22 protein-coding genes are annotated in these 22,194 nt (G+C 62.9%); 18 read left to right on the plus strand and 4 right to left on the minus strand.

Annotation, left to right across the window (positions count from 1 at the left end):
* The first annotated feature begins 13 nt into the window (after nt 1-13).
* The 7 genes from AC3WVQ_RS06035 (at nt 14) to AC3WVQ_RS06065 (ending at nt 5,273) form a co-directional block, all read left to right on the plus strand.
* Complete coding sequence (locus AC3WVQ_RS06035) at nt 14-655, plus strand: SGNH/GDSL hydrolase family protein (RefSeq protein WP_034795815.1); 642 nt, start codon at nt 14-16, stop codon at nt 653-655.
* Between the two features lie 2 nt (nt 656-657).
* Nucleotides 658-1,239, plus strand: a complete 582-nt coding sequence (locus tag AC3WVQ_RS06040; RefSeq protein WP_089044598.1) for a GNAT family N-acetyltransferase — start codon at nt 658-660, stop codon at nt 1,237-1,239.
* Nucleotides 1,240-1,257: 18 nt separating this feature from the next.
* Nucleotides 1,258-2,703 (plus strand): dihydrolipoyl dehydrogenase, encoded by a 1,446-nt coding sequence (gene lpdA / locus AC3WVQ_RS06045; RefSeq protein WP_110818975.1) that lies wholly within the window; start codon nt 1,258-1,260, stop codon nt 2,701-2,703.
* 74 nt (nt 2,704-2,777) lie between these two features.
* Nucleotides 2,778-3,029, plus strand: a complete 252-nt coding sequence (locus AC3WVQ_RS06050; RefSeq protein ID WP_090295713.1) for a GlsB/YeaQ/YmgE family stress response membrane protein — start codon at nt 2,778-2,780, stop codon at nt 3,027-3,029.
* A gap of 131 nt (nt 3,030-3,160) precedes the next feature.
* Nucleotides 3,161-4,132: a lipoyl synthase gene (lipA, locus tag AC3WVQ_RS06055; RefSeq protein ID WP_034795803.1), complete on the plus strand. Its 972-nt coding sequence runs from the start codon at nt 3,161-3,163 to the stop codon at nt 4,130-4,132.
* Between the two features lie 91 nt (nt 4,133-4,223).
* Nucleotides 4,224-4,814: a P-loop NTPase family protein gene (locus AC3WVQ_RS06060; protein WP_089044599.1), complete on the plus strand. Its 591-nt coding sequence runs from the start codon at nt 4,224-4,226 to the stop codon at nt 4,812-4,814.
* Between the two features lie 9 nt (nt 4,815-4,823).
* Nucleotides 4,824-5,273 carry a type II toxin-antitoxin system RatA family toxin gene (locus tag AC3WVQ_RS06065; RefSeq protein ID WP_060516918.1) on the plus strand — a complete coding sequence of 150 codons (450 nt, stop codon included), beginning with the start codon at nt 4,824-4,826 and terminating at the stop codon, nt 5,271-5,273.
* Here AC3WVQ_RS06065 and AC3WVQ_RS06070 read toward each other — a convergent pair.
* Together AC3WVQ_RS06070 and AC3WVQ_RS06075 are read right to left on the minus strand one after the other, a co-directional pair.
* Nucleotides 5,261-5,758, minus strand: a complete 498-nt coding sequence (locus AC3WVQ_RS06070; RefSeq protein WP_090295710.1) for a CinA family protein — start codon at nt 5,756-5,758, stop codon at nt 5,261-5,263. The two genes, AC3WVQ_RS06065 and AC3WVQ_RS06070, sit on opposite strands and share 13 nt — an antisense overlap.
* Entirely contained in the window at nt 5,758-6,963 is a 1,206-nt protein-coding gene (locus AC3WVQ_RS06075) for a bifunctional 2-C-methyl-D-erythritol 4-phosphate cytidylyltransferase/2-C-methyl-D-erythritol 2,4-cyclodiphosphate synthase (RefSeq protein ID WP_492382919.1), read from the minus strand. Before AC3WVQ_RS06075 ends, AC3WVQ_RS06070 begins: the two co-directional genes overlap by 1 nt.
* A gap of 148 nt (nt 6,964-7,111) precedes the next feature.
* Here AC3WVQ_RS06075 and dusB point away from each other — a divergent pair, with 148 nt between their 5' ends.
* The 9 genes from dusB to hflX all read left to right on the plus strand — a co-directional run bounded on the left by dusB (nt 7,112) and on the right by hflX (nt 18,655).
* A complete protein-coding gene (gene dusB / locus AC3WVQ_RS06080; protein ID WP_090295706.1) occupies nt 7,112-8,155 on the plus strand; it encodes a tRNA dihydrouridine synthase DusB in 1,044 nt (347 codons plus the stop codon).
* Nucleotides 8,152-9,303, plus strand: a complete 1,152-nt coding sequence (locus tag AC3WVQ_RS06085; RefSeq protein ID WP_034795779.1) for a two-component system sensor histidine kinase NtrB — start codon at nt 8,152-8,154, stop codon at nt 9,301-9,303. Before dusB ends, AC3WVQ_RS06085 begins: the two co-directional genes overlap by 4 nt.
* Nucleotides 9,300-10,754 (plus strand): nitrogen regulation protein NR(I), encoded by a 1,455-nt coding sequence (gene ntrC, locus AC3WVQ_RS06090; protein ID WP_034795776.1) that lies wholly within the window; start codon nt 9,300-9,302, stop codon nt 10,752-10,754. Before AC3WVQ_RS06085 ends, ntrC begins: the two co-directional genes overlap by 4 nt.
* A 221-nt stretch (nt 10,755-10,975) precedes the next feature.
* Entirely contained in the window at nt 10,976-13,246 is a 2,271-nt protein-coding gene (locus tag AC3WVQ_RS06095; protein ID WP_090295703.1) for a sensor histidine kinase NtrY-like, read from the plus strand.
* The gene (gene ntrX / locus AC3WVQ_RS06100; RefSeq protein WP_060582471.1) at nt 13,236-14,600 is read left to right on the plus strand and encodes a two-component system response regulator NtrX; all 1,365 of its coding nucleotides are present in this window, start codon (nt 13,236-13,238) and stop codon (nt 14,598-14,600) included. The genes AC3WVQ_RS06095 and ntrX overlap by 11 nt, the downstream gene beginning before the upstream one ends.
* Nucleotides 14,601-14,648: 48 nt before the next feature.
* On the plus strand, nt 14,649-16,025 hold the full coding sequence (gene trkA, locus AC3WVQ_RS06105; RefSeq protein WP_034795767.1) for a Trk system potassium transporter TrkA: 1,377 nt from the start codon (nt 14,649-14,651) through the stop codon (nt 16,023-16,025).
* A gap of 10 nt (nt 16,026-16,035) precedes the next feature.
* Nucleotides 16,036-16,899, plus strand: a complete 864-nt coding sequence (locus tag AC3WVQ_RS06110; protein ID WP_090295701.1) for a D-amino-acid transaminase — start codon at nt 16,036-16,038, stop codon at nt 16,897-16,899.
* Nucleotides 16,900-17,008: 109 nt separating this feature from the next.
* The gene (gene hfq / locus AC3WVQ_RS06115; RefSeq protein ID WP_003535434.1) at nt 17,009-17,251 is read left to right on the plus strand and encodes an RNA chaperone Hfq; all 243 of its coding nucleotides are present in this window, start codon (nt 17,009-17,011) and stop codon (nt 17,249-17,251) included.
* A 78-nt stretch (nt 17,252-17,329) separates the two neighbouring features.
* Nucleotides 17,330-18,655 carry a GTPase HflX gene (gene hflX, locus AC3WVQ_RS06120; protein WP_060517394.1) on the plus strand — a complete coding sequence of 442 codons (1,326 nt, stop codon included), beginning with the start codon at nt 17,330-17,332 and terminating at the stop codon, nt 18,653-18,655.
* A gap of 88 nt (nt 18,656-18,743) precedes the next feature.
* On the opposite strand, the gene mazG is transcribed toward hflX, so the two are convergent.
* The gene (mazG, locus tag AC3WVQ_RS06125) at nt 18,744-19,577 is read right to left on the minus strand and encodes a nucleoside triphosphate pyrophosphohydrolase (RefSeq protein WP_090295698.1); all 834 of its coding nucleotides are present in this window, start codon (nt 19,575-19,577) and stop codon (nt 18,744-18,746) included.
* 5 nt (nt 19,578-19,582) lie between these two features.
* The gene (locus AC3WVQ_RS06130; protein WP_090295696.1) at nt 19,583-20,170 is read right to left on the minus strand and encodes a nucleoside deaminase; all 588 of its coding nucleotides are present in this window, start codon (nt 20,168-20,170) and stop codon (nt 19,583-19,585) included.
* Nucleotides 20,171-20,400: 230 nt separating this feature from the next.
* Between AC3WVQ_RS06130 and cysG the strand changes: the two genes are divergently transcribed.
* Together cysG and AC3WVQ_RS06140 are read left to right on the plus strand one after the other, a co-directional pair.
* On the plus strand, nt 20,401-21,861 hold the full coding sequence (cysG, locus tag AC3WVQ_RS06135) for a siroheme synthase CysG (protein WP_090295693.1): 1,461 nt from the start codon (nt 20,401-20,403) through the stop codon (nt 21,859-21,861).
* A gap of 10 nt (nt 21,862-21,871) precedes the next feature.
* Nucleotides 21,872-22,186, plus strand: a complete 315-nt coding sequence (locus AC3WVQ_RS06140; protein ID WP_034795732.1) for a DUF2849 domain-containing protein — start codon at nt 21,872-21,874, stop codon at nt 22,184-22,186.
* The last annotated feature ends 8 nt before the right edge of the window (nt 22,187-22,194 follow it).

The raw sequence follows: 22,194 nt of genomic DNA on the forward strand, positions 1-22,194 counted from the left end.
GCGGGCCCGGACGATGAAAACAGTTCTCTGCTATGGCGACAGTCTGACCTGGGGCTACGATGCCACCGATGGCGGTCGACATGCGCTTGCCGATCGCTGGCCGAGTGTCTTGCAGAAGGCGCTGGGGCCGGACGTCCAGGTCATCGCCGAGGGGCTGAACGGCCGCACGACCGCCTACGACGATCACCTCGCCGATTGCGACCGCAATGGTGCGAAGGTGCTGCCGACGCTGCTGCACAGCCACGCGCCGCTCGATCTCATCATTCTTCTTCTCGGCGCAAATGACATGAAGCCGGTGATCCACGGAACCGCCTTCGGCGCCGTGAAGGGCGTCGAACGGCTGGTCAATCTGGTGCGCCGTCACGATTGGCCGGTTGAGAGTGAGGACGGCCCGGAGATCCTGATCGTGTCGCCGCCGGTGCTTTGCGAAACGGCCGACGCCGGCTTTGCCGCAATGTTCGCAGGCGGCATCGAGCAGTCTTCGATGCTGGCGCCCCTTTATCGCGATCTCGCCGACGAACTCGATTGCGGCTTCTTCGATGCCGGATCAGTGGCGGTGACGACGCCGCTCGATGGCGTGCATCTCGATGCGGAAAACACGCGTGCGATTGGCCGGGGTCTGGAACCGGTCGTGCGGATGATGCTCGGGGTCTGAGAATGGTCGGGGGCGTCACCATACGTCCGGCCGAAAGACGTGAGGCGGCGGAACTCGCCATCCTCGTCGATATCGCCGCGCATGGCTTTGCCTCCTGGCTCTGGTACGGCGCCGTCCAGCATGGGGTGACGGATACGGCTTTTGAGCGCGGGCGCAACAAGCTGCGCGAGGAGCCGGGTCCGGGGAACTGGCGTGATGCGCTGGTTGCCGAGGTCGATGACGAGGTTGCCGGAGTGTCGCTCGGCTACGGGGTCGGGCCGGAAGCGGCTGAGATTGTTGCCGGGCACCCGGTTCTCGAGCCCCTGCTGGCGCTGCAGCGGCAGATCGTCGGCCACTGGTTCATAGAGAGCCTGGGCGTCTATCGCCATCAGCGCGGCCGGGGGATCGGCAAGGCGCTTCTGGCCAAGGAATTCGAACGCGCCGGATCGGCGCCGGTGAGCCTGATCACCGAGAGCCACAACGGCAGGGCTCAGGCACTATACAGGGCAAACGGTTTCGGCGAGGCAGCGCGCGCCGAGGCGGTTCCGCTCTTTGAGGAAAGCAAGAAACACGACTGGGTGCTCTTCACCCGCAAGGTCGCTTGAGACAAAGGCAGGAAACACATGGCTGAGAATTACGACGTCATCGTCATCGGTTCGGGTCCGGGGGGCTATATCGCCGCCATTCGTGCGGCACAGTTGGGTCTCAAGACCGCGGTCGTCGAGCGCGAGCACCTGGCCGGCATCTGCTCCAACTGGGGCTGCATCCCGACCAAGGCGCTGCTGCGCTCCGCCGAAGTTCTGCACTACGCCCAGCACCCGGCCAGCTATGGCATCAAGATCGAAGGCACCGTGACGCCGGACCTGAAGGCGATCGTTGCACGCTCGCGCGGCATTGCCGAGCGCATGAATGGCGGCGTCGGCTTCCTGATGAAGAAGAACAAGGTCGATGTGATCTGGGGTGAAGCCAAGCTCACGAAGCCCGGCGAGATCGTCGTCGGCAAGTCGACGAAGCCGGTTGTCCAGCCGCAGGCGCCGCTGCCGAAGAACACTAAGGGCGAGGGCACCTACACCGCCAAGCATATCATCATCGCGACCGGCGCCCGCCCACGCGCGCTGCCGGGCATCGAGCCCGATGGCAAGCTGATCTGGACCTACTTCGAGGCGATGAAGCCTGAGGAAATGCCGAAGTCGCTGCTGGTCATGGGCTCGGGCGCGATCGGCATCGAATTCGCCTCCTTCTACCGCACCATGGGTGTGGACGTGACGGTCGTCGAAGTGATGCCGAACGTGATGCCGGTCGAAGATGCCGAGATTTCGAACATCGCCAAGAAGCAGTTCGAAAAGCAAGGCATGAAGATCCATCTCCAGGCCAAGGTGACGAAGGTCGAGAAGGCTGCCAACTCGATCACCGCCCATGTCGAGATGAAGGACGGCAAGGTCGAGAAGATCACCGCTGACCGCATGATCTCGGCCGTCGGCGTTCAGGGCAACATCGAGAACCTCGGCCTCGAAACGCTCGGGGTCAAAACCGACCGCGGCTGCATCGTCATCGACGGCTACGGCAAGACCAACGTTCCCGGCGTCTACGCGATCGGCGACGTCGCCGGACCGCCGATGCTCGCCCACAAGGCCGAGCATGAGGCCGTCATCTGCGTCGAAAAGATCGCTGGCCTGCCGAACGTTCATCCGATGGACAAGCTGAAGATCCCGGGCTGCACCTATTGCCACCCGCAGGTCGCCTCCGTCGGCCTTACGGAAGCCAAGGCCAAGGAACTCGGACGCGACATCCGCGTCGGCCGTTTCCCCTTCGTTGCCAACGGCAAGGCGATTGCGCTGGGCGAAGACCAGGGTCTGGTCAAGACGATCTTCGACAAGAAGACCGGCGAACTCTTGGGCGCCCACATGGTCGGTGCGGAAGTCACCGAACTGATCCAGGGCTTCGTCGTCGCGATGAACCTCGAGACGACCGAAGAAGATCTGATGCACACGATCTTCCCGCATCCGACGATCTCCGAGACGATGAAGGAAAGCGTGCTCGACGCCTACGGCCGCGCGCTCAACGCCTGATGGTTTCGGCGCCGGCGTTTTTGGTGTAGCTTTGGCATTGATAATGGGCGCATTTTCAATGCACGGAGACCAAAATGAGCGTGAACGGCGTCGGTATTTTGGCTGCGATCATCGTTGGCGGTTTGGCTGGGTGGCTCGCGGAGAAGTTCATGGGCAGCAGCATGGGGCTGATCATGAACATAGTGCTCGGCATCATCGGCGCGGTGGTGCTGAATTTCATCCTGGCGGCATTCAACATGGCGTATGCCGGATGGGTCGCTTACCTGATCATCGGCTTCATCGGCGCATGCCTGTTGATCGCCGCTGGTCGGGTCGTGAAACGATAGTCTGCCGGGCCTTCTGTGCTTCCGTCGGGCTTCGAAAATAGACGGCCTGACATTCCCGGTCGGGCCGTCTATATAGAGCGAAAATGGGTCATCCGGCCTGATGCCGGACCCGCCGCGACGAGGAAGACAGTATGGTAACGGTGTTCGATGCCGTCTCTGACCGGGCGCAACGCGTCCGCCACCCGGAAAAGGCCCACAAGCCCGACACGGAAGTGATGCGCAAGCCGGAGTGGATCCGCGTCAAGGCGCCGATGTCCAAGGGCTACCAGGAGACGCGCGAGTTGGTGCGTTCGCACAAGCTCGTGACCGTGTGCGAGGAAGCCGGTTGCCCGAACATCGGCGAATGCTGGGACAAGAAGCACGCCACCTTCATGATCATGGGCGAGATCTGTACCCGCGCCTGCGCCTTCTGCAATGTCGCGACCGGGAAGCCGAATGCGCTCGACATGGAAGAGCCGGCCAACATCGCCAAGGCCGTCAAGCAGATGGGCCTCAGCCACGTCGTCATCACTTCGGTCGACCGTGACGATCTGGAAGATGGCGGCGCCGAACATTTCGAGAAGGTCATCTGGGCGATCCGCGAGGCCTCGCCGACGACCACGATCGAAATCCTGACGCCGGACTTCCTGAAGAAGCCGGGTGCGCTGGAACGCGTCGTTGCCGCCAAGCCTGACGTCTTCAACCACAATATGGAAACGGTTCCCGGCAACTATCTGACGGTCCGCCCGGGTGCGCGCTACTTCCACTCGGTCCGCCTGCTGCAGCGCGTGAAGGAACTGGACCCGACCATGTTCACCAAGTCCGGCATCATGGTCGGCCTCGGCGAAGAGCGCAACGAAGTGCTGCAGTTGATGGACGACCTGAGGACCGCCGATGTCGACTTCCTGACGATCGGCCAATACCTGCAGCCGACGCGCAAGCACCACAAGGTCGAAGCGTTCGTCACGCCCGAGGAGTTCAAGTCCTACGAGACTGTCGCCTACACCAAGGGCTTCCTGATGGTGTCGTCGAGCCCGCTGACGCGCTCGTCGCACCACGCCGGCGACGACTTTGCGCGGCTGCGTGCAGCCCGCGAAAAGAAGCTGGCGGCCGTGGCAGGCTGACGGCTCGGCCGCTCAAAAAATACCGAAACTCCGGCCCCGCGCCGGAGTTTCGCATTGGGTTTCCTTGTTCCCGAGTTCCGCGGGAGTTTCCATGGACCTGCCGTCAAAACCGGCAATCGTCAGCTATGTCGACGATGCCGTTGCCGCCGACCATATTCGCAGTGCCAGGCGTATCCTCGTTGTCGGGTGCTCCGGCGGCGGCAAGTCGACGCTTTCGCAGAAGCTCGCCCGTCAGTTCCAGTTGACCTACATCTCGATCGATCGCGATATCCGGTGGTTGCCGGGTTGGGCAGAGCGTGACCGGGCGGAGCAGCGCCAGCGCATTGTCGAGAGGATCGCCGCCGATCGCTGGGTCATGGATGGCACCGGTCCGTCCACATTCGATATCCGGGTGCCGAGAAGCGACATCGTGATCTGGGTGCGCATGCCGCGGCTTGTCTGCATATGGGGCGTCGTCACCCGCTGGCTGAAACATTTCGGCCGCACCCGCCCGGAGATGGCGCCGGGCTGCATCGAAAAGGTCGATTGGGATTTCCTTCAGTTCATCTGGACGTTTGAGCAGAAGTTTACGCCGCACATCGTCGCAGGTCTGGCGAAGCACGGCCCTGACGTGCCAGTTCTGCAGTTGAAATCGCGGCGCCAGATGCGCAGGCTCCTTGATCTTCTCGGTTCTCCCGCTTAACTCCCCTTTATGCCGCATTTCGAAACCAACCACGTCGTCAAGCACACCGCAGACCAGATGTTCGACCTCGTTGCCGACGTCGAACAGTATCCGCAGTTCCTGCCGCTCTGTGAGGCACTGACGGTACGCTCGCGCAAGGAGCGCGATGGAAAAGTGCTTCTGCTTGCCGATATGACCGTCGGTTACAAGGCGATCCGCGAGACCTTCACGACGCAGGTGCTGCTGAACAAGGCAGAGCGGACGATCGACGTCAAATACATCGACGGGCCGTTCAAATATCTCGACAACCGCTGGCGCTTCGAGCCTTCGGGCGAGGGGCAGTCGATCGTGCACTTCGACATCGACTACGAGTTCAAGAGCCGCATCCTCGGGGCCTTGATGGGCTCGATGTTCGACCGTGCCTTCCGCATGTTCTCCGACGCCTTCGAAAAGCGCGCCGACAGCATCTATTCGGCCTGAGCGATCTGCGTGAGCAGATCGAGTGCGGTGCGGATGGTCGCAAGCCTTATGTTGCTGCGGCCGATATCGCCGTAGCGCATCTCGCGATGCAGCAGCGCGCCGTTTCGCCCTGCCGCAGCGAGATGCACAAGGCCGACAGGCTTTTCAGCCGAACCACCGCTCGGCCCAGCAATGCCGGTGACGGCAACGGCGAAGTCAGCCGCCGAATGCGCGATTGCGCCCTGTGCCATCTCGATCGCCGTCTGCCGCGAGACGGCACCATGGGCGACGAGCGTCGCCGTCTCGACGCCGAGCATTGCGACCTTTGCCTCATTGGAATAGGTGACGAAGCCGCGGTCGAGGACTGCGGACGAGCCGGAGATCTCGGTCAGCGCCCCGGAGATCAGGCCACCAGTGCAGGATTCGGCGGTTGCCACCTTGAGGCCATGTGCCGTGAACTGCGCGATGATCTCACTGGCTTTGACTTCGATGTCGGCGGACCACATCACGAAAGGTTCCCATAGACGACCGTCGCCGTGGCGATCGCGGCGATGCCTTCGTCGCGGCCGACGAAACCAAGGCGTTCGTTGGTCGTTGCCTTGACCGAGCACCGGTCGAGTGAAATCCCCAGCATGTCCGAGAGATTTTCGCGCATCGTCAGGCGGTGCGGCCCGACCTTCGGCGCTTCGGCGATCAGCGAAACGTCTGCATTGGTGATGATGCCGCCGCGCTCGCGCACGATTTTGGCCGCGTGCTCCAGGAAGATGCGCGACGGCGCGCCCTTCCATTGCGGGTCGGACGGCGGGAAATGGTCGCCGATGTCACCGGCGCCGCAGGTGGCAAGCAATGCGTCGGTCAGCGCATGCAGCGCTACGTCGGCATCGGAATGGCCGGAAAGTTTCTTGGTGTGCGCAATGAAGACGCCACAGAGCGTGACGCCGTCGCCCTCGACGAGCTGGTGCACGTCGTAGCCGTTGCCAGTGCGCACATCGGGCAGGGGGGGGCGCTTGAGTTTTTCGTCGGCCATGGCGATATCCCTTTTCAGCGTAAGCTTGACGTTGTCGACGGCGCCTTCGACGAGCACGACCTTGAGGCCGGCCCATTCGGCGATCGACGCGTCGTCGGTAAAATCCGTGCGGCCGCTTCTCGCCGCCTCCCGGTGAGCGGCAAGAATTGCCTGGAGATCGAATGTCTGAGGCGTCTGCGCGCCGTAGAGGCCGTCGCGCGGCACGGTTTCCGTGACCGTGCCATCTTTGCCGGCACGCTTCAGCGTGTCTGCGACGGCGACCGCCGGCAGTACGGCCCTGACGTCCTCACTCAATGCCGCAACGCACCGCGACAGCAGCGCGTGATCGGCAAAGGGGCGCACCGCATCGTGGATCATCACGCGGCGCGCGCCGATGTCGGCCAGGGCTTCGAGGCCGGCGAGCACCGATATCTGCCGGGTCGCGCCGCCGTGGACGATGATCACATCCTCGGCCACCGAGCGTTTGCGTGCGGCGTTAAACAGCGCCTCGTCGTCCGGATGGATGACGACGACGATCGGACCGGCGCCCGGCCATGTCGCGAAAGTGTCAAGCGTATGGGCGATAACGGGGCGGTCGCCGATGGTTCGGTACTGCTTCGGGCCCTCGGCGGATTGCCCGGCGCGTTCGCCGCGTCCTGCCGCAACGATAACCACGCCGCACTTGAACTGTTCTTGAGGCTGCATTTTCTGTATGAGGTCCCGCATTCGCCGATCTTCGCCGTGATGTACCGCGAAGGGTCGTGCTTTGCCAGCTGAGCTTAGAATTTTGCGCGCCGCGCCGAAATCGCTTGGCAAGTCCGAGAACAATGTCTAAAAATAGTGCAGGAACAACATGTGCCTGAAAGATATGCATTTGCCAATTCCGGCTCTTTCGTCTCCGCTTCGCATCGGATCCATCGAAATCCGCAACCGAGTTGCGCTCGCGCCGATGTCCGGCGTCACCGATCTCCCATTCCGGCGGCTTGCCTGGCGCTTCGGTGCGGGTTTCGTCGTGACTGAAATGGTGGCGAGCCGTGAACTGGTCGGCAATGCCCAGGAATCCTGGGCGCGGCTGAAGAACTCCGGGATCGAGCCGCACATCGTCCAGCTTGCGGGCCGTGAGGCCCATTGGATGGCGGAGGCCGCGAAGATCGCTGCCGACAATGGCGCCGACATCATCGACATCAATATGGGCTGCCCGGCAAAGAAGGTGACGGGCGGTTACTCCGGTTCGGCCCTGATGCGCGACCCCGATCACGCTTTGTCGCTGGTTGAGGCGACCGTCAACGCCGTCGATGTGCCCGTGACGCTGAAGATGCGGCTCGGCTGGGATGAAAACTCGATCAATGCGCCGCTGATTGCCAAGCGCGCCGAAGAGGCGGGCGTGAAGGCAATTACCGTGCACGGCCGCACGCGCATGCAGTTCTACAACGGCAAGGCGGATTGGGATGCGATCCGATTGGTCCGCGACGTCGTTACCGTGCCGCTGGTCGCCAATGGTGACGTGGAGACGGTCGCCGATGCGGAAAAGATTCTCCGCCGATCGGGCGCGGACGCCGTCATGGCCGGCCGGTCCTCGCAGGGGCGCCCGTGGCACGTCGGGCTTCTCGCCGGGGCGGTCACGCATCCGTCAGCGGCGGAGGTCGCCGATATCTTTGCGGAGCACTACGAGATGATGCTCGAATTCTATGGCGTTGAGGTCGGCCTCCGGCATGCCCGCAAGCATGTCGCCTGGTATCTCGATCGCGCCGCCCCTGACCTTGCGGGTCCGGAAAAGGCCGCAATCCTGACATCGACCGATGCCCGTTTCGTCCGCGACAGAGCCCGTGCGGCGATGCTCGACGCCGCCTCGAGTAAGCCGGAAGGCGAGGCGGTCGCAGAAGGAATTGCCGCATGACCGAGAAACCGAGCATGCCGGATGCCGTCGCCAACGGTCTGTCGATGGCGGTTCTGAACGCCATCCAGAACCCGGTGATCATGGTGGACGCCAAGGGTCTCGTCGCCTTTGCCAACTGGGAGGCCGAATCGTTTTTCGGCGCCAGCGCCAACCACCTGGCGCGCCATGACATCAGCGCCTTCATTCCCTTTGGTAGTCCGCTGCTGACGCTGATCGAGCAGGTGCGCGAGCGCAAGGCGCCGGTCAACGAGTATCGCGTCGACCTGAGTTCGCCGCGCCTTGGGGCCGACAAGCTCGTCGATCTCTATGTCGCCCCTGTACTGTCCGAGCCGGGTGCGGTCGTCGTGGTCTTCCAGGAGCGTTCGATGGCCGACAAGATCGACCGGCAGCTGACGCATCGCGGCGCTGCCCGTTCGGTGACCGGTCTCGCCTCGATGCTGGCGCATGAAATCAAGAACCCACTCTCAGGCATCCGCGGTGCTGCGCAACTGCTGGAGACCTCCGCCAACGACGAGGACCGCGCGCTGACGCGGCTGATCTGCGACGAGACCGACCGCATCGTTTCGCTGGTCGATCGCATGGAGGTGTTTTCCGACGAGCGCCCCGTCGATCGCGTGCCGCTGAACATCCATTCGGTGCTCGACCACGTGAAGGCGATCGCCAAGGCCGGCTTCGCCCGCCACATCAAGTTCGCGGAGCACTACGATCCGTCGCTGCCGCCCGTCTATGCCAACCGCGATCAGCTGGTTCAGGTGTTCCTGAACCTGATCAAGAATGCGGCCGAAGCGATCGGCGAACGCCACGACGGCGAAATCCTGCTGACGACCGCCTACCGGCCGGGCATTCGCCTGTCGGTTGCCGGGACGCGCGAGAAGATCTCGCTGCCGCTGGAATTCTGCGTGCACGACAATGGCCCAGGCGTCCCTCAGGACCTGCTGCCGCTCTTGTTTGACCCCTTCATCACCACCAAGACCAATGGTTCAGGCCTGGGTCTCGCTCTGGTTGCCAAGATCATCGGCGGCCATGGCGGGATCGTCGAATGCGACAGCCAGCAGAACCGCACCACCTTCCGCGTGCTGATGCCTGCCTCCAAGGGCCAGGCCGCGGATGACGACGACATGCCGATGACAAAAGGAAACCTTGCATGACCGGTGCCACGATCCTCGTCGCGGATGACGATGCCGCCATTCGCACCGTGCTGAACCAGGCGCTCAGCCGCGCCGGCTACGATGTCCGCATCACCTCCAACGCGGCGACGCTGTGGCGCTGGATTGCGGCGGGCGATGGCGATCTGGTCGTGACCGACGTGGTGATGCCGGACGAAAACGCCTTCGATCTTCTCCCGCGCATCAAGAAGGCGCGCCCCGACCTGCCAGTGCTGGTCATGAGCGCCCAGAACACATTCATGACGGCGATCAAGGCCTCGGAGAAGGGCGCCTACGACTATCTGCCGAAGCCTTTCGACCTGACCGAGTTGATCGGCATCATCGGCCGGGCGCTGTCGGAGCCGAAGCGCCGGCCGGCAAAGCTCGACGACGACACCCAGGACGGCATGCCGCTGGTCGGCCGCTCGGCTGCGATGCAGGAAATCTACCGGGTGCTGGCGCGCCTGATGCAGACCGACCTGACCCTGATGATTACCGGAGAGTCCGGCACCGGCAAGGAGCTTGTTGCACGCGCGCTGCACGACTATGGCAAGCGCCGCAACGGCCCTTTCGTGGCGATCAACATGGCGGCGATCCCGCGCGACCTGATCGAATCGGAACTGTTCGGCCACGAGAAGGGCGCCTTTACCGGTGCGCAGATGCGCTCGACCGGGCGTTTCGAGCAGGCCGAAGGCGGAACGCTCTTCCTCGACGAAATCGGCGACATGCCGATGGACGCGCAGACGCGTCTTCTACGGGTCTTGCAGCAGGGGGAATATACGACCGTCGGCGGCCGCACGCCGATCCGCTCCGACGTGCGTATTGTCGCGGCAACCAACAAGGACCTGAAGCAGTCGATCAATCAGGGCCTGTTCCGCGAAGACCTCTACTATCGTCTGAACGTCGTGCCGCTGCGGTTGCCGCCGCTGCGCGACCGTGCCGAGGACATTCCGGACCTCGTGCGCCACTTCGTCCAGCAAGCGGAAAAGGAAGGCTTGGACGTCAAGCGCTTCGACCATGAGGCGCTGGAGCTGATGAAGGCGCACCCCTGGCCGGGCAACGTTCGCGAGCTGGAGAACCTGGTGCGGCGCCTGACGGCACTTTATCCACAGGATGTCATCAGCCGCGAGATCATCGAAAACGAGCTTCGCTCCGAGATCCCGGATAGCCCGATCGAGAAGGCGGCGGCGCGTCCGGGCTCGCTGACGATTTCGCAGGCGGTCGAAGAAAATATGCGCCAGTATTTCGCAAGCTTTGGCGAGGCCTTGCCTCCGGCCGGCCTTTACGACCGGGTACTTGCGGAAATGGAGTATCCGCTGATCCTCGCAGCGCTCACCGCCACCCGCGGCAACCAGATCAAGGCGGCCGATCTGCTCGGCCTCAACCGCAACACGCTGCGCAAGAAGATCCGCGAGCTCGGTGTTTCGGTCTATCGCAGCTCACGCAGCGCTTGACTTGGTCGCACCCACCGTTGCATTTTCGCCACAATGCGTTGCTTGAACGGATAACGGCCGCCGAATCGCGCGTCGTTGCCGTCCTGTTCAATCGATTTGACCCAATCGATTGACGGGGGTGCAGCGCGGCAGCCCATCTGGGTGGTGAGGTCAACCTTTGACCCGAGAATGCAAGCAAGAGATGCCGTCGCCGGCCGGCGACGGTTGGGGGAACGCTTTTCATGGTGGACGCAATGGCCTTGCCGCTGGGCACAGATGAGGGACTGGCGGCGCAGGATCGCCGTGGCTCCTTTGCCCTGCCGGGCCTGATGTTGGCAACCGGCGCGCTGATCTGTGCGACCGTTTCCCTGCTCGTGCTTCTCGGCCTGACGCCAATCAAGCTCGAACGAAATATCGTCATCGCCTGTGCGGCGATCAACAGCCTCTTCGTCGTCGGCCTCATCTATCTGATCGCCCGTGAAATCCTGCGTCTCCTGCGCGCCCGCCACAAAGGCCGTGCCGCAGCGCGACTGCACGTGCGCATCGTCGCGCTGTTTTCAATCGTGGCGATCACGCCGGCGGTTCTCGTCGCGATCTTTGCCAGCATCACGCTCGATGTCGGCCTTGACCGCTGGTTTTCGCTCCGAACCCAGGCGATCGTCCGCTCCTCGATCAACGTGGCGCAGGCCTATGTGCTCGAGAATGCCAGCTATCTCCAGGGCCAGACCGTGTCGATGGCGAACGACCTCGAGCGCAACCGTCAGCTCTACAGCCTCGACCGCACGGGCTTTGCCGAGCTGATGACCCGCCAGGCGCGCGGACGCGGTATGCTGGGCGCCTTTCTTGTGCGTGCCGACGGCAGCCCCATCGTGCAGGCCAACATCTCGACCGATCGGCCGCTGCCGGCGATCCCGCCGGATGCGTTGAAGAGTTCCGTCTCTGGCCAGCCGACTCTGATCCCGCCGGGGATTACCAACCTTGTCGGCGCGGTCATCCCGCTCGACGACATCCCGGGCACCTTCCTCTACACGGTTCGAAACGTCGATCCGGAGGTGATGCGCTCGCTCCGGCTGATGGAGGAGAACACCGCCGAGTACAAGATGCTCGAGGCCGGGCGAACCTTCACCCAGATCGCCTTCGGCGTCCTCTATCTCGGCTTTGCCCTCATCGTACTGCTTGCCGCGATCTGGACCGCGATCGCAGTCGCTGACCGGATTGTCCGGCCCATCCGCCAGCTGATCGGTGCCGCCGACAGCGTCGCTTCCGGCAATCTCGATGTCGTCGTGCCGGTGCGCGCCGTCGATGGCGACGTCGGTAATCTGTCACGAACCTTCAACAAGATGGTTTCTGAGATCCGCAGCCAGCAGGAGCAGATCCTGGAGGCCAAGGACGAAGTAGACCACCGCCGCCGCTTCATCGAGGCGGTTCTGTCGGGCGTGACCGCGGCTGTCATCGGTGTCGGTCGTGACCGCCAGATCACCATTGCCAATCCGTCGTCCGAAGATTTCCTGAAGAAGGCCGCGCCGGATCTTCTCGGTGCCGATCTCAGGCAGATCGCGCCCGAGATCGAGGAGGTCCTGGTCGAGGCCGAAGGGCGCCATCGCAACGATTACCGCAAGCAGATCAACGTCATGCGCGGCGGAACCGAGCGCACGCTGAACGTTCAGGTGACGCGCGAAGAGGGCGGCGAGGCGAACGAATCCTACGTCATCACCATCGACGACATCACCGATCTCGTCATCGCCCAGCGCTCGACCGCCTGGGCGGACGTGGCGCGCCGCATCGCCCACGAGATCAAGAACCCGCTGACGCCGATCCAGCTTTCCGCCGAGCGCCTGAAGCGGCGCTACGGCAAACAGATCAATCAGGACGACAAAGCCGTTTTCGACCAGTGCACGGACACCATCGTGCGCCAGGTGGAAGACATCGGACGCATGGTGGACGAGTTCTCGGCCTTCGCGCGCATGCCGAAGCCGACAAAGGAACGGGCGGATCTTCGCGCGATCCTGAAGGATGCAGTGTTCCTGCGCGAAATGGGCAACAACCACATCAACTTCGTGCGCGACTTCGGCGAGGAGCCGCTTGAGGGCTTGTTCGACGGGCGCATGCTTGGCCAGGCCTTCGGCAACATCGTCAAGAATGCCGTGGAATCGATCGAGGCGGTGCCGGCGGATGCGGTCCGCGGCCAGCCTGTCGTCGTGGCGCGTGCGCGAACCGATGCGGCGACCGGCCAGTTCGTCGTCGACATCATCGACAACGGCAAGGGTCTGCCCACGGAAAATCGGCACCGTATTCTGGAGCCATACATGACGATGCGCGAGAAGGGCACGGGCCTGGGTCTCGCCATCGTCAAGAAGATCATTGAGGACCATGGCGGACAATTGGAATTGCACGACGCGCCTGCCGAATACGACGGTGGTGTCGGGGCGATGATCCGCGTGATCCTGCCGCCTGCCGGAGAAACCGGGGGCGAAGAGAGTTTGAAGGATAAGGGTGCGAGCGATGGCCGCTGATATTCTGGTTGTGGACGATGAGGAAGATATCCGCGAGATCGTGTCGGGTATCCTGTCCGACGAGGGGCACGAAACGCGCACCGCCTTCGACAGCGACAGCGCGCTGGCGGCGATCAGCGATCGCGTGCCGCGGCTGGTCTTCCTCGACATCTGGATGCAGGGAAGCCGCCTCGACGGCCTGGCGCTGCTCGACGAGATCAAGGGGCGGCACCCGGATCTTCCGGTTGTCATGATTTCCGGTCACGGCAACATCGAGACCGCGGTCAACGCCATCAAGCGCGGCGCCTATGATTTCATCGAGAAGCCCTTCAAGGCCGACCGTCTGATCCTGATCGCCGAACGGGCGCTGGAAAATTCCAAGCTCAAGCGCGAAGTCTCGGAGCTGAAGAAGAAGTCCGGCGATCCGGTCGAGCTGATCGGCACGTCCGTTGCCGTCTCGCAGCTTCGCCAGACGGTCGAAAAGGTCGCGCCGACCAACAGCCGCATCATGATCCAGGGGCCCTCGGGTTCCGGTAAGGAACTGGTCGCGCGCATGATCCACCGCAAGTCGACGCGATCGACGGGCCCCTTCGTGGCGCTGAACGCAGCGGCGATCACGCCGGACCGAATGGAAATCGCCCTCTTCGGGACCGAGGGCACGCCGGGCCAGCCGCGCCGCACGGGCGCGCTCGAGGAAGCCCATGGCGGCATCCTTTATCTCGACGAGATCGGCGAAATGCCGCGCGAGACGCAGAACAAGATCCTGCGCGTGCTCGTCGACCAGCAGTTCGAGCGTGTCGGCGGCACCAAACGCGTGAAGGTCGACGTCCGGATCATCTCGTCGACGGCCTACAATCTCGAAAACATGATCTCCGAGGGCCTGTTCCGCGAAGACCTGTTCCACCGGCTGGCGGTCATTCCGGTTCGTGTTCCGGCACTCGCCGAGCGGCGCGAAGACATTCCGTTCCTCGTCGACATGTTCATGCGCCAGGTCAGCGAGCAGGCGGGCATCCGTCCGCGCAAGATCGGCGACGACGCGCTGGCGGTGCTGCAGGCGCATGACTGGCCGGGCAACATCCGCCAGCTTCGCAACAACATCGAGCGGCTGATGATCCTTGCCCGCAGCGACGGTCCGGATACGCCGATCTCGGCCGACATGCTGCCGACCGAAGTGGGTGACACCCTGCCGAAGATTTCGGCCCAGGGCGACCAGCACATCATGACCTTGCCGTTGCGCGAGGCTCGCGAAATGTTCGAACGTGATTATCTGATCGCGCAGATCAACCGATTCGGCGGCAATATTTCGCGCACGGCGGAGTTTGTCGGTATGGAGCGGTCGGCGCTGCATCGGAAGCTGAAGTCGCTGGGCGTCTGAACCGGAATTTCCGGCCAACCCGCCCGCGCTCGCATGTGAAAGAACGACATGAAGGTAGTCATTTGTGGCGCGGGGCAGGTCGGTTACGGCATTGCCGAGCGACTGGCGCAGGAAGACAACGACGTTTCGGTGATCGATACGTCGGCGGCGCTGATCGCCAACATCACCGAGAGCCTCGACGTGCGCGGTTACGTCGGCCATGGCGCGCATCCGGATGTGCTCGCCAAGGCGGGTGCTGACCAGGCCGACATGCTGATTGCGGTCACGCTGTCCGACGAAGTCAACATCGTCGCCTGTGAAGTGGCGCACGCGATCTTCAACGTGCCGACGAAGGTTGCGCGCATTCGGGCGCAGAGCTATCTCGCGCCTGAGTATGCGAACCTGTTTTCGCGCGAGAACGTGCCGATCGACGTCACCATCTCGCCCGAAGTTGAGGTCGGGCGGCTCGTGCTGCGGCGCATTTCCTTTCCCGGCGCGATCGACGTTGTGCGTTTCGCCGATGACCGCATCGCCATGGTCGCCTTCGAGTGCCTGGAAGACTGTCCCGTCGTCGGCACGCCGCTGCAACAGTTGAGCGAACTGTTTCCTGACCTGCTTGCGACCGTCACCGGCATTTTCCGCAACGGCAAGGTGATCGTGCCCCATTCCGACGACCAGTTGCAGGCGGGCGATATCGCCTATGTCGTTTGCGATCGGGATCATGCGCGGCGCACGCTTACGCTCTTCGGCCACGAAGAGCAGGAGGCGCGGCGCATCATCATTTTCGGCGGCGGCAATGTCGGCTATTTCGTCGCCAAGACGATCGAGGAACACCAGCCGCGCACGCGGGTGAAGCTGATCGAGAGCGATCGCGACCGCGCGGTGATGATGGCCGACAAGTTGAGCAGCACGGTCGTCCTCAACGGGTCGGCCATGGACCAGCGGATCCTCGCGCAGGCCGATGTCCAGGACGCCGATCTCGTCGTGGCGCTCACGAACAACGACCAGATCAACATCCTCGGCAGTATGATGGCGAAACACCTGGGTGCAAAGTCCACACTCGTCCTCATCAACGAACCGTCCTACCAGGATTTTGCCGCGACTGCCGGCGTCGACGCCTATGTGAACCCGCGCGCGGTGACCATTTCGCGCGTGCTGCAGCATGTCCGCAAGGGCCGCATCCGCTCGGTCTATGCGGTGCAGAAGGGCATGGCCGAGGTGATCGAGGCCGAGGCTCTGGAAACGTCGCCGCTCGTCGGCAAGGCCCTGCGCGACCTCGAACTTCCCGACGGAATCCGCATCGGCGCGCTCTATCGCGACAAGACGTTCATCCGCCCTGATGGCGCCACCCGGATCAAGGCGAAGGACCGCGTCGTGCTCTTTGCCACGGCCGATGCGGTGCGCCATGTCGAGCAATTGTTCCGCGTCAGCATCCAGTATTTCTAAGGTCGAGACGATGTCCCGAATTGCCTATGTCAACGGCGCCTACGTGCCGCACGCGGACGCCGGCGTCCATATCGAGGACCGCGGCTATCAGTTTGCGGACGGCGTCTATGAGGTCTGCGAGGTGCGTCACGGCTATATCGTCGATCTCACCCGTCATCTCGATCGCCTCGGCCGCTCGCTCAGCGAACTGCGCATCGACTGGCCGATGACAAGGGCCGCGCTCGTCCACGTGATCCGCGAAGTTATCCGGCGCAACCGGGTGAGAAACGGCCTGTTCTACATGCAGGTCACGCGCGGCGTGGCGCGCCGCGATCACGTCTTTCCCGTAGCGGAAACACGCCCGTCGATCGTGGTGACGGCGAAGCGCACCGACGCTGCAGCCATTGCCAGGAAGGCGACCCATGGCATTGCGGCGATCACGGTGCCGGAAAACCGTTGGGATCGTGTCGACATCAAGTCGGTCGGGCTTCTGCCCAACGTGCTGGCGCGCCAGAAGGCCAAGGAGGAAGGCGCACAGGAGGCGATCTTCGTCGATGCCGACGGCACGGTGAAGGAAGGCGCAGCGACCAATGTCTGGATTGTCGATCGCGACGGAAACCTGCGCACACGACCGGCAGAACACGGCATCCTCAAGGGAATCACCCGCACCACCTTGATGGATGTAGCGGTGCCGCTTGGGCTTAAAATCGAGGAGAGGGCGTTCTCGGGCGATGAGATGCTCGCGGCGCGCGAAGTGTTTATTACGGCCGCCACCAGCATCTGTTTTCCGGTCGTTTCGATCGACGGCAAGCCGATCGGCAACGGCCATCCAGGAAGCATAGCACAGAATATTCGCGAAGCCTTTTTCGGCGTTGCGGAAAAGACATTGATTTGATACCAACTCTGAAGAGGTGTCGGGGAAGGTACTTGTGGCGCCTCTGATTGCTGAATTTGACAAAAATGCACCGGCGCAAAACGCCGGCAAATAAGAAAGAAGCGGCGCGATGGCGGAACGTTCTCAAAACTTGCAGGATCTCTTTCTCAATACGGTCCGCAAGCAAAAGATTTCCTTGACAATTTTTCTCATCAACGGCGTCAAGCTTACCGGCGTTGTAACCTCGTTCGACAACTTCTGCGTCCTGCTGCGTCGCGACGGCCACTCGCAACTGGTCTACAAGCACGCGATCTCGACCATCATGCCCGGCCAGCCGCTGCAGATGTTCGAGAACGAAGAAGCCGCATCCTGACGGGACGTTAGGCACATTACCAAACGTGATTCAAAATTGTCGTCGATCATTCCGGAGCTCGAGAAGCTCCGCGACGACATGCGCGCGGTCGTCATCGTTCCAGTCTTGAAAAAGACCGGACGGCAGTCCGCAGATATGCTCTCGACCACCACGACGCGCTCGGACGAAAGTCGCCTCGAAGAGGCGACCGGTCTCGCCATGGCGATCGATCTTGAGGTCGTGCATGGCGCCATCGTTCCGGTGGCGCAGCCGAAGCCGGGCACCTTGCTTGGTACCGGCAAGATCGAAGAGATTGGCCACATCCTCGTCGAGCTCGATGCCGGTCTTGTCATCGTCGACCATCCGCTGACGCCGGTGCAACAGCGCAATCTCGAGAAGGAATGGAACGCCAAGGTCATCGACCGTACGGGCCTCATTCTCGAAATCTTCGGCCGCCGCGCCTCCACCAAGGAAGGCACGCTGCAGGTCGATCTCGCGCATCTCAACTATCAGAAGGGCCGCCTGGTCCGAAGCTGGACCCACCTTGAGCGCCAGCGCGGCGGTGGCGGCTTCATGGGCGGTCCGGGTGAAACCCAGATCGAAGCGGACCGGCGCTTGCTGCAGGATCGCATCGTCAAGCTCGAGCGCGAGTTGGAGCAGGTGCGCCGCACGCGGCAGTTGCATCGCTCTAAGCGCAAGAAGGTACCGCACCCGATCGTCGCCCTCGTCGGCTACACCAATGCCGGCAAGTCGACGCTGTTCAACCGCATGACCGGGGCAGGCGTTCTGGCCGAGGATATGCTGTTTGCGACGCTCGACCCGACGCTTCGGCGGCTGAAGCTGCCGCATGGCCGGATGGTCATCCTCTCCGACACTGTCGGCTTCATTTCCGACCTGCCGACCCATCTGGTCGCCGCGTTTCGCGCGACGCTGGAAGAGGTGCTGGAGGCGGATCTGATCCTGCATGTCCGCGACCTCTCGGACCCGGACAACCAGGCACAAGCAAGCGACGTTCTCAGAATCCTGTCCGATCTCGGCATCGACGAGAAGGAGGCCTCCGAGCGCCTGATCGAGGTCTGGAACAAGATCGACCGGTTGGATGACGAATCACGCGAGGCATTGCGCGGCAAAGCGGCGACGTCCAACAACACGGTTGCCGTTTCCGCGATCACCGGTGACGGCGTCGACGAACTGCTCGCCGAAATCGGCCGTCGTCTTTCCGGCGTCCTGACGGAATGCACTGTCGTTCTCGGCATCGATCAGCTGCAGCTTCTGCCCTGGGTCTACCAGCACGCGATCGTCGACGGTCGCGAGGACCTGGAAGATGGGCGGGTGAGCCTTGATCTCAGGTTGACCGAGAACGAGGCCTCCGAGCTGGAGCGTCGCCTCGGAAACGGGCCGAAGCCCGTCGAGGAAGACTGGTAAGCTGTAGCTTTCCCGGGGTTGGCGGCTAGCCGCTGTCGGCCTCAGCTTTGGGAAAGGGGACGCATGGCGGGCACGCGGCCCGCTCGTTCTAGCCCAGCTGTCGCTCGATCGCCTTGGCTGCCTGCCAGAGCTCTTCCATCCGCTCCAGCGTTGCCTCATCCAGCGTCTCGCCGGCCGCGCCGAGTTCCCGCTCGATATGGGCGAAGCGGCGGCGGAATTTGGTGTTGGTGCCGCGAAGCGCCATCTCCGGATCGGTGCCGACATGGCGCCCGATGTTCACCACGGCAAAGATCAGGTCGCCCAGTTCGTCGCTGACTTTGGCGCGGTCCTTTTCTCGCAGAGCCTGGCGCAACTCGCCGATTTCCTCCTCGATCTTGTCGAGGATCGGTTCCGGCTCCGACCAGTCGAAGCCGACTTTTGCGGCGCGCTCCTGCAGCTTCAGGGCTTCTACGAGCGCCGGAAATGAGCGCTGCACCGAGCCCAAATGGTTTGCGGCTGCATCAGGCGCGAGGCCGCGCTTGGCGCGCTTTTCTTGCCGCTCGGCCTTTTCGGCCTGCTTGATCTCATCCCATTGCAGCTTCACCGCCTCGGGCGTATCGGCGTCGGATCGGGCAAAGACATGCGGGTGCCGGCGGATCATCTTGCGGGTCACCGCCTCAACGACGTCGCCGAAAGCAAAGTCGCCGGCCTCTTCGGCCATACGGGCGTGGAAGACCACCTGCAGCAGCAGGTCGCCGAGCTCGTCGCAGAGGTCGTGCATGTCGCCGCGCTCAATGGCGTCGGCAACCTCATAGGCCTCTTCGATCGTATAGGGCTTGATGGTCTCGAAGGTCTGGACGATGTCCCAGGGGCAGCCGGTCTCGGGCTGGCGGAGCGCCGCCATGATGTCGAGCAGGCGCGTTACGTCGCGTGAAGGTTCCATGGATCTCAGTTCAGCGGAATGGCGTTGTCGTCCTTGCCCGACTGGTAGCTGTCGGAAAGGCTCTGGTAGCGGGCGCGGATGCGGGCATCCTGGGCGGAAAGCCGATCGCGGGTTTCGGCATCGGCGTCTTTCGAGAGTGCAGCAATCGAGGCCGAGTGCCAGAAGGCGTTGTCTTGCGCGTAGCCACCCGGTTCCAGCCGGAAGACCTCTTTCAGGATCTTCAGGTCGTGCGGGATCGCAAAGGCGTCGCGCGAATCCTCGTGGCTGAAGAAGTAATAGAAATTGTCGAAGCCGGCCCAGGTGATGGCCGAAAGGCACATGGAGCAGGGCTCGTGCGTCGAGAGAAAGATGAGGTCGCGGGTATCAGGCTTGTCCACCATCTCGTAGAAACGCTTCAGCGTGTGCACTTCGCCGTGCCAGAGCGGATTTTCCGTCTCGTTGTTGGTTTCGGCAAGCACCAGCGACAGATCGGACTTGCGCAGGATCGCGGCGCCGAAGACCTTGTTGCCGGCGGCAACACCCTTTTCGGTAAGCGGCAGGATATTCTGCTCGATGACGGTCAAAAGCCGTTCGGCGAGTTCGGGTTTTGTCATGTCTTGGGCCTCCGGCAGGTCGTTGACGGCATTTAACGGAGGTTACCCATGCGGCGCAATGGCCGCGCCAAGGTCGGCGATTGAACAGGCTCGGAGATATTTGCTCAAAATGGTGCACCGCCGAGCAAAACAATACGTGCCTGGAAAGGCATTGAAATTTCTGTTCCTTCAATTGTCGTGCGCCATAAGGGATATTCGCCGCAGCCTGTAGAAGGAATGACCGCAAGACCATGTCGCAGCAGCTCGCCGTTTTCCCCGCATTCTTTCGCGTCGCGCAAAAGCGCGTGGCGGTTTTCGGCAATGGCGACGAAGCCTTTGCCAAGGTGCGGCTGCTGCTGAACACCGAAGCGTCGATCGTCGTCTTCGCCGACGCGCCGGAAGCGGAGTTCGCACAATACCTTCGTGACCGTGGGATCGAACATGTCGCGGCCGCCTTCGCACCCGAGCAGCTCGACGGCGCTATTCTCGTTTTTGCCGCCACCGGCAATGCCGTCGAGGATCAGCGCATCGTCCGTGCAGCGCGTGAACGCAAGATCCCGGCAAATGCCGTCGACCAGCCCGACTTCTGCGACTTCTTCACGCCGGCGCTCGTGAACCGTGCCCCCGTTGCAGTCGCCATCGGGACCGAAGGGGCAGGACCCGTTCTGGCGCAGATGATCCGTGCGCAGATAGATCAGCTGCTGTCCCCCTCGCTCGGCGTCGTTGCTTCGCTTGCCGCGAGCTATCGCGAGGCCGTCGATCGCCTGGTGCCGCGCGGCGTTGCCCGCCGCATGTTCTGGCGCCGGTTTTTCCAGGGGCCGGTGGCAGACAAGGTCGCCGGCGGCGATCTGGCTGCTGCCCGCCGTGAGGCTTCGCGTCTGCTCGATGCGCCCGAGAAGGCGAGGGGCCATGTCTGGCTCGTCGGTGCCGGTCCAGGCGCTGAAGACCTGCTGACGCTCCGCGCCCAGCGCGTGATGATGGAAGCCGATGCGATCGTTTATGATGCGCTGGTGCCGCAGACGATCGTTGATATGGGTCGTCGTGACGCCGAGCGCCTGTCGGTCGGCAAGCGCAAGGGCTGCCACACCAAGTCCCAAGACGAGATCAACCAGCTGCTGGTGACGCTGGCTGCCGAAGGCAAGCGCGTCGTCCGTCTGAAGTCCGGAGATCCTTTGGTTTATGGCCGCGCCGGCGAAGAGATGGCGGCGATGCGCGAAGCCGGTATCAGCTACGAGATCGTCCCGGGTATCACTTCGGCCTTCGCCGCGGCGGCCGATTTTGAACTGCCGCTGACGCTTCGCGGTGTTGCCTCCTCGCTGGTCTTTACGACCGGCCACGATCTGACCGGCGAAGTCCTGCCCGATTGGGCGCGGCTTGCCGTCTCGGGTGCAACGATCGCCGTCTACATGGGGCGGACAGTTGCGGCGTCGGTCGCCGGTCGTCTGATGCAGGCAGGCTTTCCGCCGGAAACGACGGTTGCCGTCATCGAGAATGCCAGCCGCGCCGATCGTCGTCTGCTGCACGGCACGCTGAAGGACCTTCCGGATCTTGAAAACCGCAGCGAGCTTGCAGGTCCGGTGATGGTCATCATCGGCGAAGCCGTCGCCGGCGCCAATTTCGAGCGGTCCGAACCGCTCGTCGCAGGCAAGGCGCGTGGCGAGAAGAAAAACATTGAAGCCGCTTTCGGGCGCGACGAACAGATTTTGAACTGAGGAAGAGGTCATGGTGAGTAAGGTTTTGACGGCAAATCGACTTTCGGACGGCATTTCCGTCTGGCTGGATGCCGCGGGCAACTGGGTCGAGCAGCTTCAGGATGCCTTCATCGCTCGCCATGCCGAGGCCGTGACGGCGCTCGAAGCCACCGGTAAGCAGGCGTTCGATGACAACAAGGTCGTCGATGCCAACGTCGTCGACGTCGAAGAGATCAACGGCACACTTCGCCCGCTGCGCATGCGCGAGCGCATCCGCGCTGAAGGCCCCTCGATCCCCTACGCTGCCGGCTACAATGGCCTTTCCGGCCCGAAACACGCTGCCTGAGGAACCGA

Source organism: Ensifer sp. EB106-05-01-XG146 (assembly GCF_058791875.1).

Bases quoted from the DNA above. Each gene is read 5' to 3' on its own strand.
- dusB (WP_090295706.1), top strand. From the start codon at position 7,112: ATGTGCCTGAAAGATATGCATTTGCCAATTCCGGCTCTTTCGTCTCCG.
- AC3WVQ_RS06085 (WP_034795779.1), top strand. From the start codon at position 8,152: ATGACCGAGAAACCGAGCATGCCGGATGCCGTCGCCAACGGTCTGTCG.
- AC3WVQ_RS06110 (WP_090295701.1), top strand. From the start codon at position 16,036: ATGTCCCGAATTGCCTATGTCAACGGCGCCTACGTGCCGCACGCGGAC.
- lpdA (WP_110818975.1), top strand. From the start codon at position 1,258: ATGGCTGAGAATTACGACGTCATCGTCATCGGTTCGGGTCCGGGGGGC.
- lipA (WP_034795803.1), top strand. From the start codon at position 3,161: ATGGTAACGGTGTTCGATGCCGTCTCTGACCGGGCGCAACGCGTCCGC.
- ntrC (WP_034795776.1), top strand. From the start codon at position 9,300: ATGACCGGTGCCACGATCCTCGTCGCGGATGACGATGCCGCCATTCGC.
- hfq (WP_003535434.1), top strand. From the start codon at position 17,009: ATGGCGGAACGTTCTCAAAACTTGCAGGATCTCTTTCTCAATACGGTC.
- AC3WVQ_RS06050 (WP_090295713.1), top strand. From the start codon at position 2,778: ATGAGCGTGAACGGCGTCGGTATTTTGGCTGCGATCATCGTTGGCGGT.
- AC3WVQ_RS06140 (WP_034795732.1), top strand. From the start codon at position 21,872: ATGGTGAGTAAGGTTTTGACGGCAAATCGACTTTCGGACGGCATTTCC.
- AC3WVQ_RS06060 (WP_089044599.1), top strand. From the start codon at position 4,224: ATGGACCTGCCGTCAAAACCGGCAATCGTCAGCTATGTCGACGATGCC.
- mazG (WP_090295698.1), bottom strand. From the start codon at position 19,577: ATGGAACCTTCACGCGACGTAACGCGCCTGCTCGACATCATGGCGGCG.
- ntrX (WP_060582471.1), top strand. From the start codon at position 13,236: ATGGCCGCTGATATTCTGGTTGTGGACGATGAGGAAGATATCCGCGAG.
- AC3WVQ_RS06040 (WP_089044598.1), top strand. From the start codon at position 658: ATGGTCGGGGGCGTCACCATACGTCCGGCCGAAAGACGTGAGGCGGCG.
- AC3WVQ_RS06065 (WP_060516918.1), top strand. From the start codon at position 4,824: ATGCCGCATTTCGAAACCAACCACGTCGTCAAGCACACCGCAGACCAG.
- AC3WVQ_RS06130 (WP_090295696.1), bottom strand. From the start codon at position 20,170: ATGACAAAACCCGAACTCGCCGAACGGCTTTTGACCGTCATCGAGCAG.
- cysG (WP_090295693.1), top strand. From the start codon at position 20,401: ATGTCGCAGCAGCTCGCCGTTTTCCCCGCATTCTTTCGCGTCGCGCAA.
- AC3WVQ_RS06095 (WP_090295703.1), top strand. From the start codon at position 10,976: ATGGTGGACGCAATGGCCTTGCCGCTGGGCACAGATGAGGGACTGGCG.
- AC3WVQ_RS06035 (WP_034795815.1), top strand. From the start codon at position 14: ATGAAAACAGTTCTCTGCTATGGCGACAGTCTGACCTGGGGCTACGAT.
- AC3WVQ_RS06070 (WP_090295710.1), bottom strand. From the start codon at position 5,758: ATGTGGTCCGCCGACATCGAAGTCAAAGCCAGTGAGATCATCGCGCAG.
- hflX (WP_060517394.1), top strand. From the start codon at position 17,330: ATGCGCGCGGTCGTCATCGTTCCAGTCTTGAAAAAGACCGGACGGCAG.
- trkA (WP_034795767.1), top strand. From the start codon at position 14,649: ATGAAGGTAGTCATTTGTGGCGCGGGGCAGGTCGGTTACGGCATTGCC.
- AC3WVQ_RS06075 (WP_492382919.1), bottom strand. From the start codon at position 6,963: ATGCAGCCTCAAGAACAGTTCAAGTGCGGCGTGGTTATCGTTGCGGCA.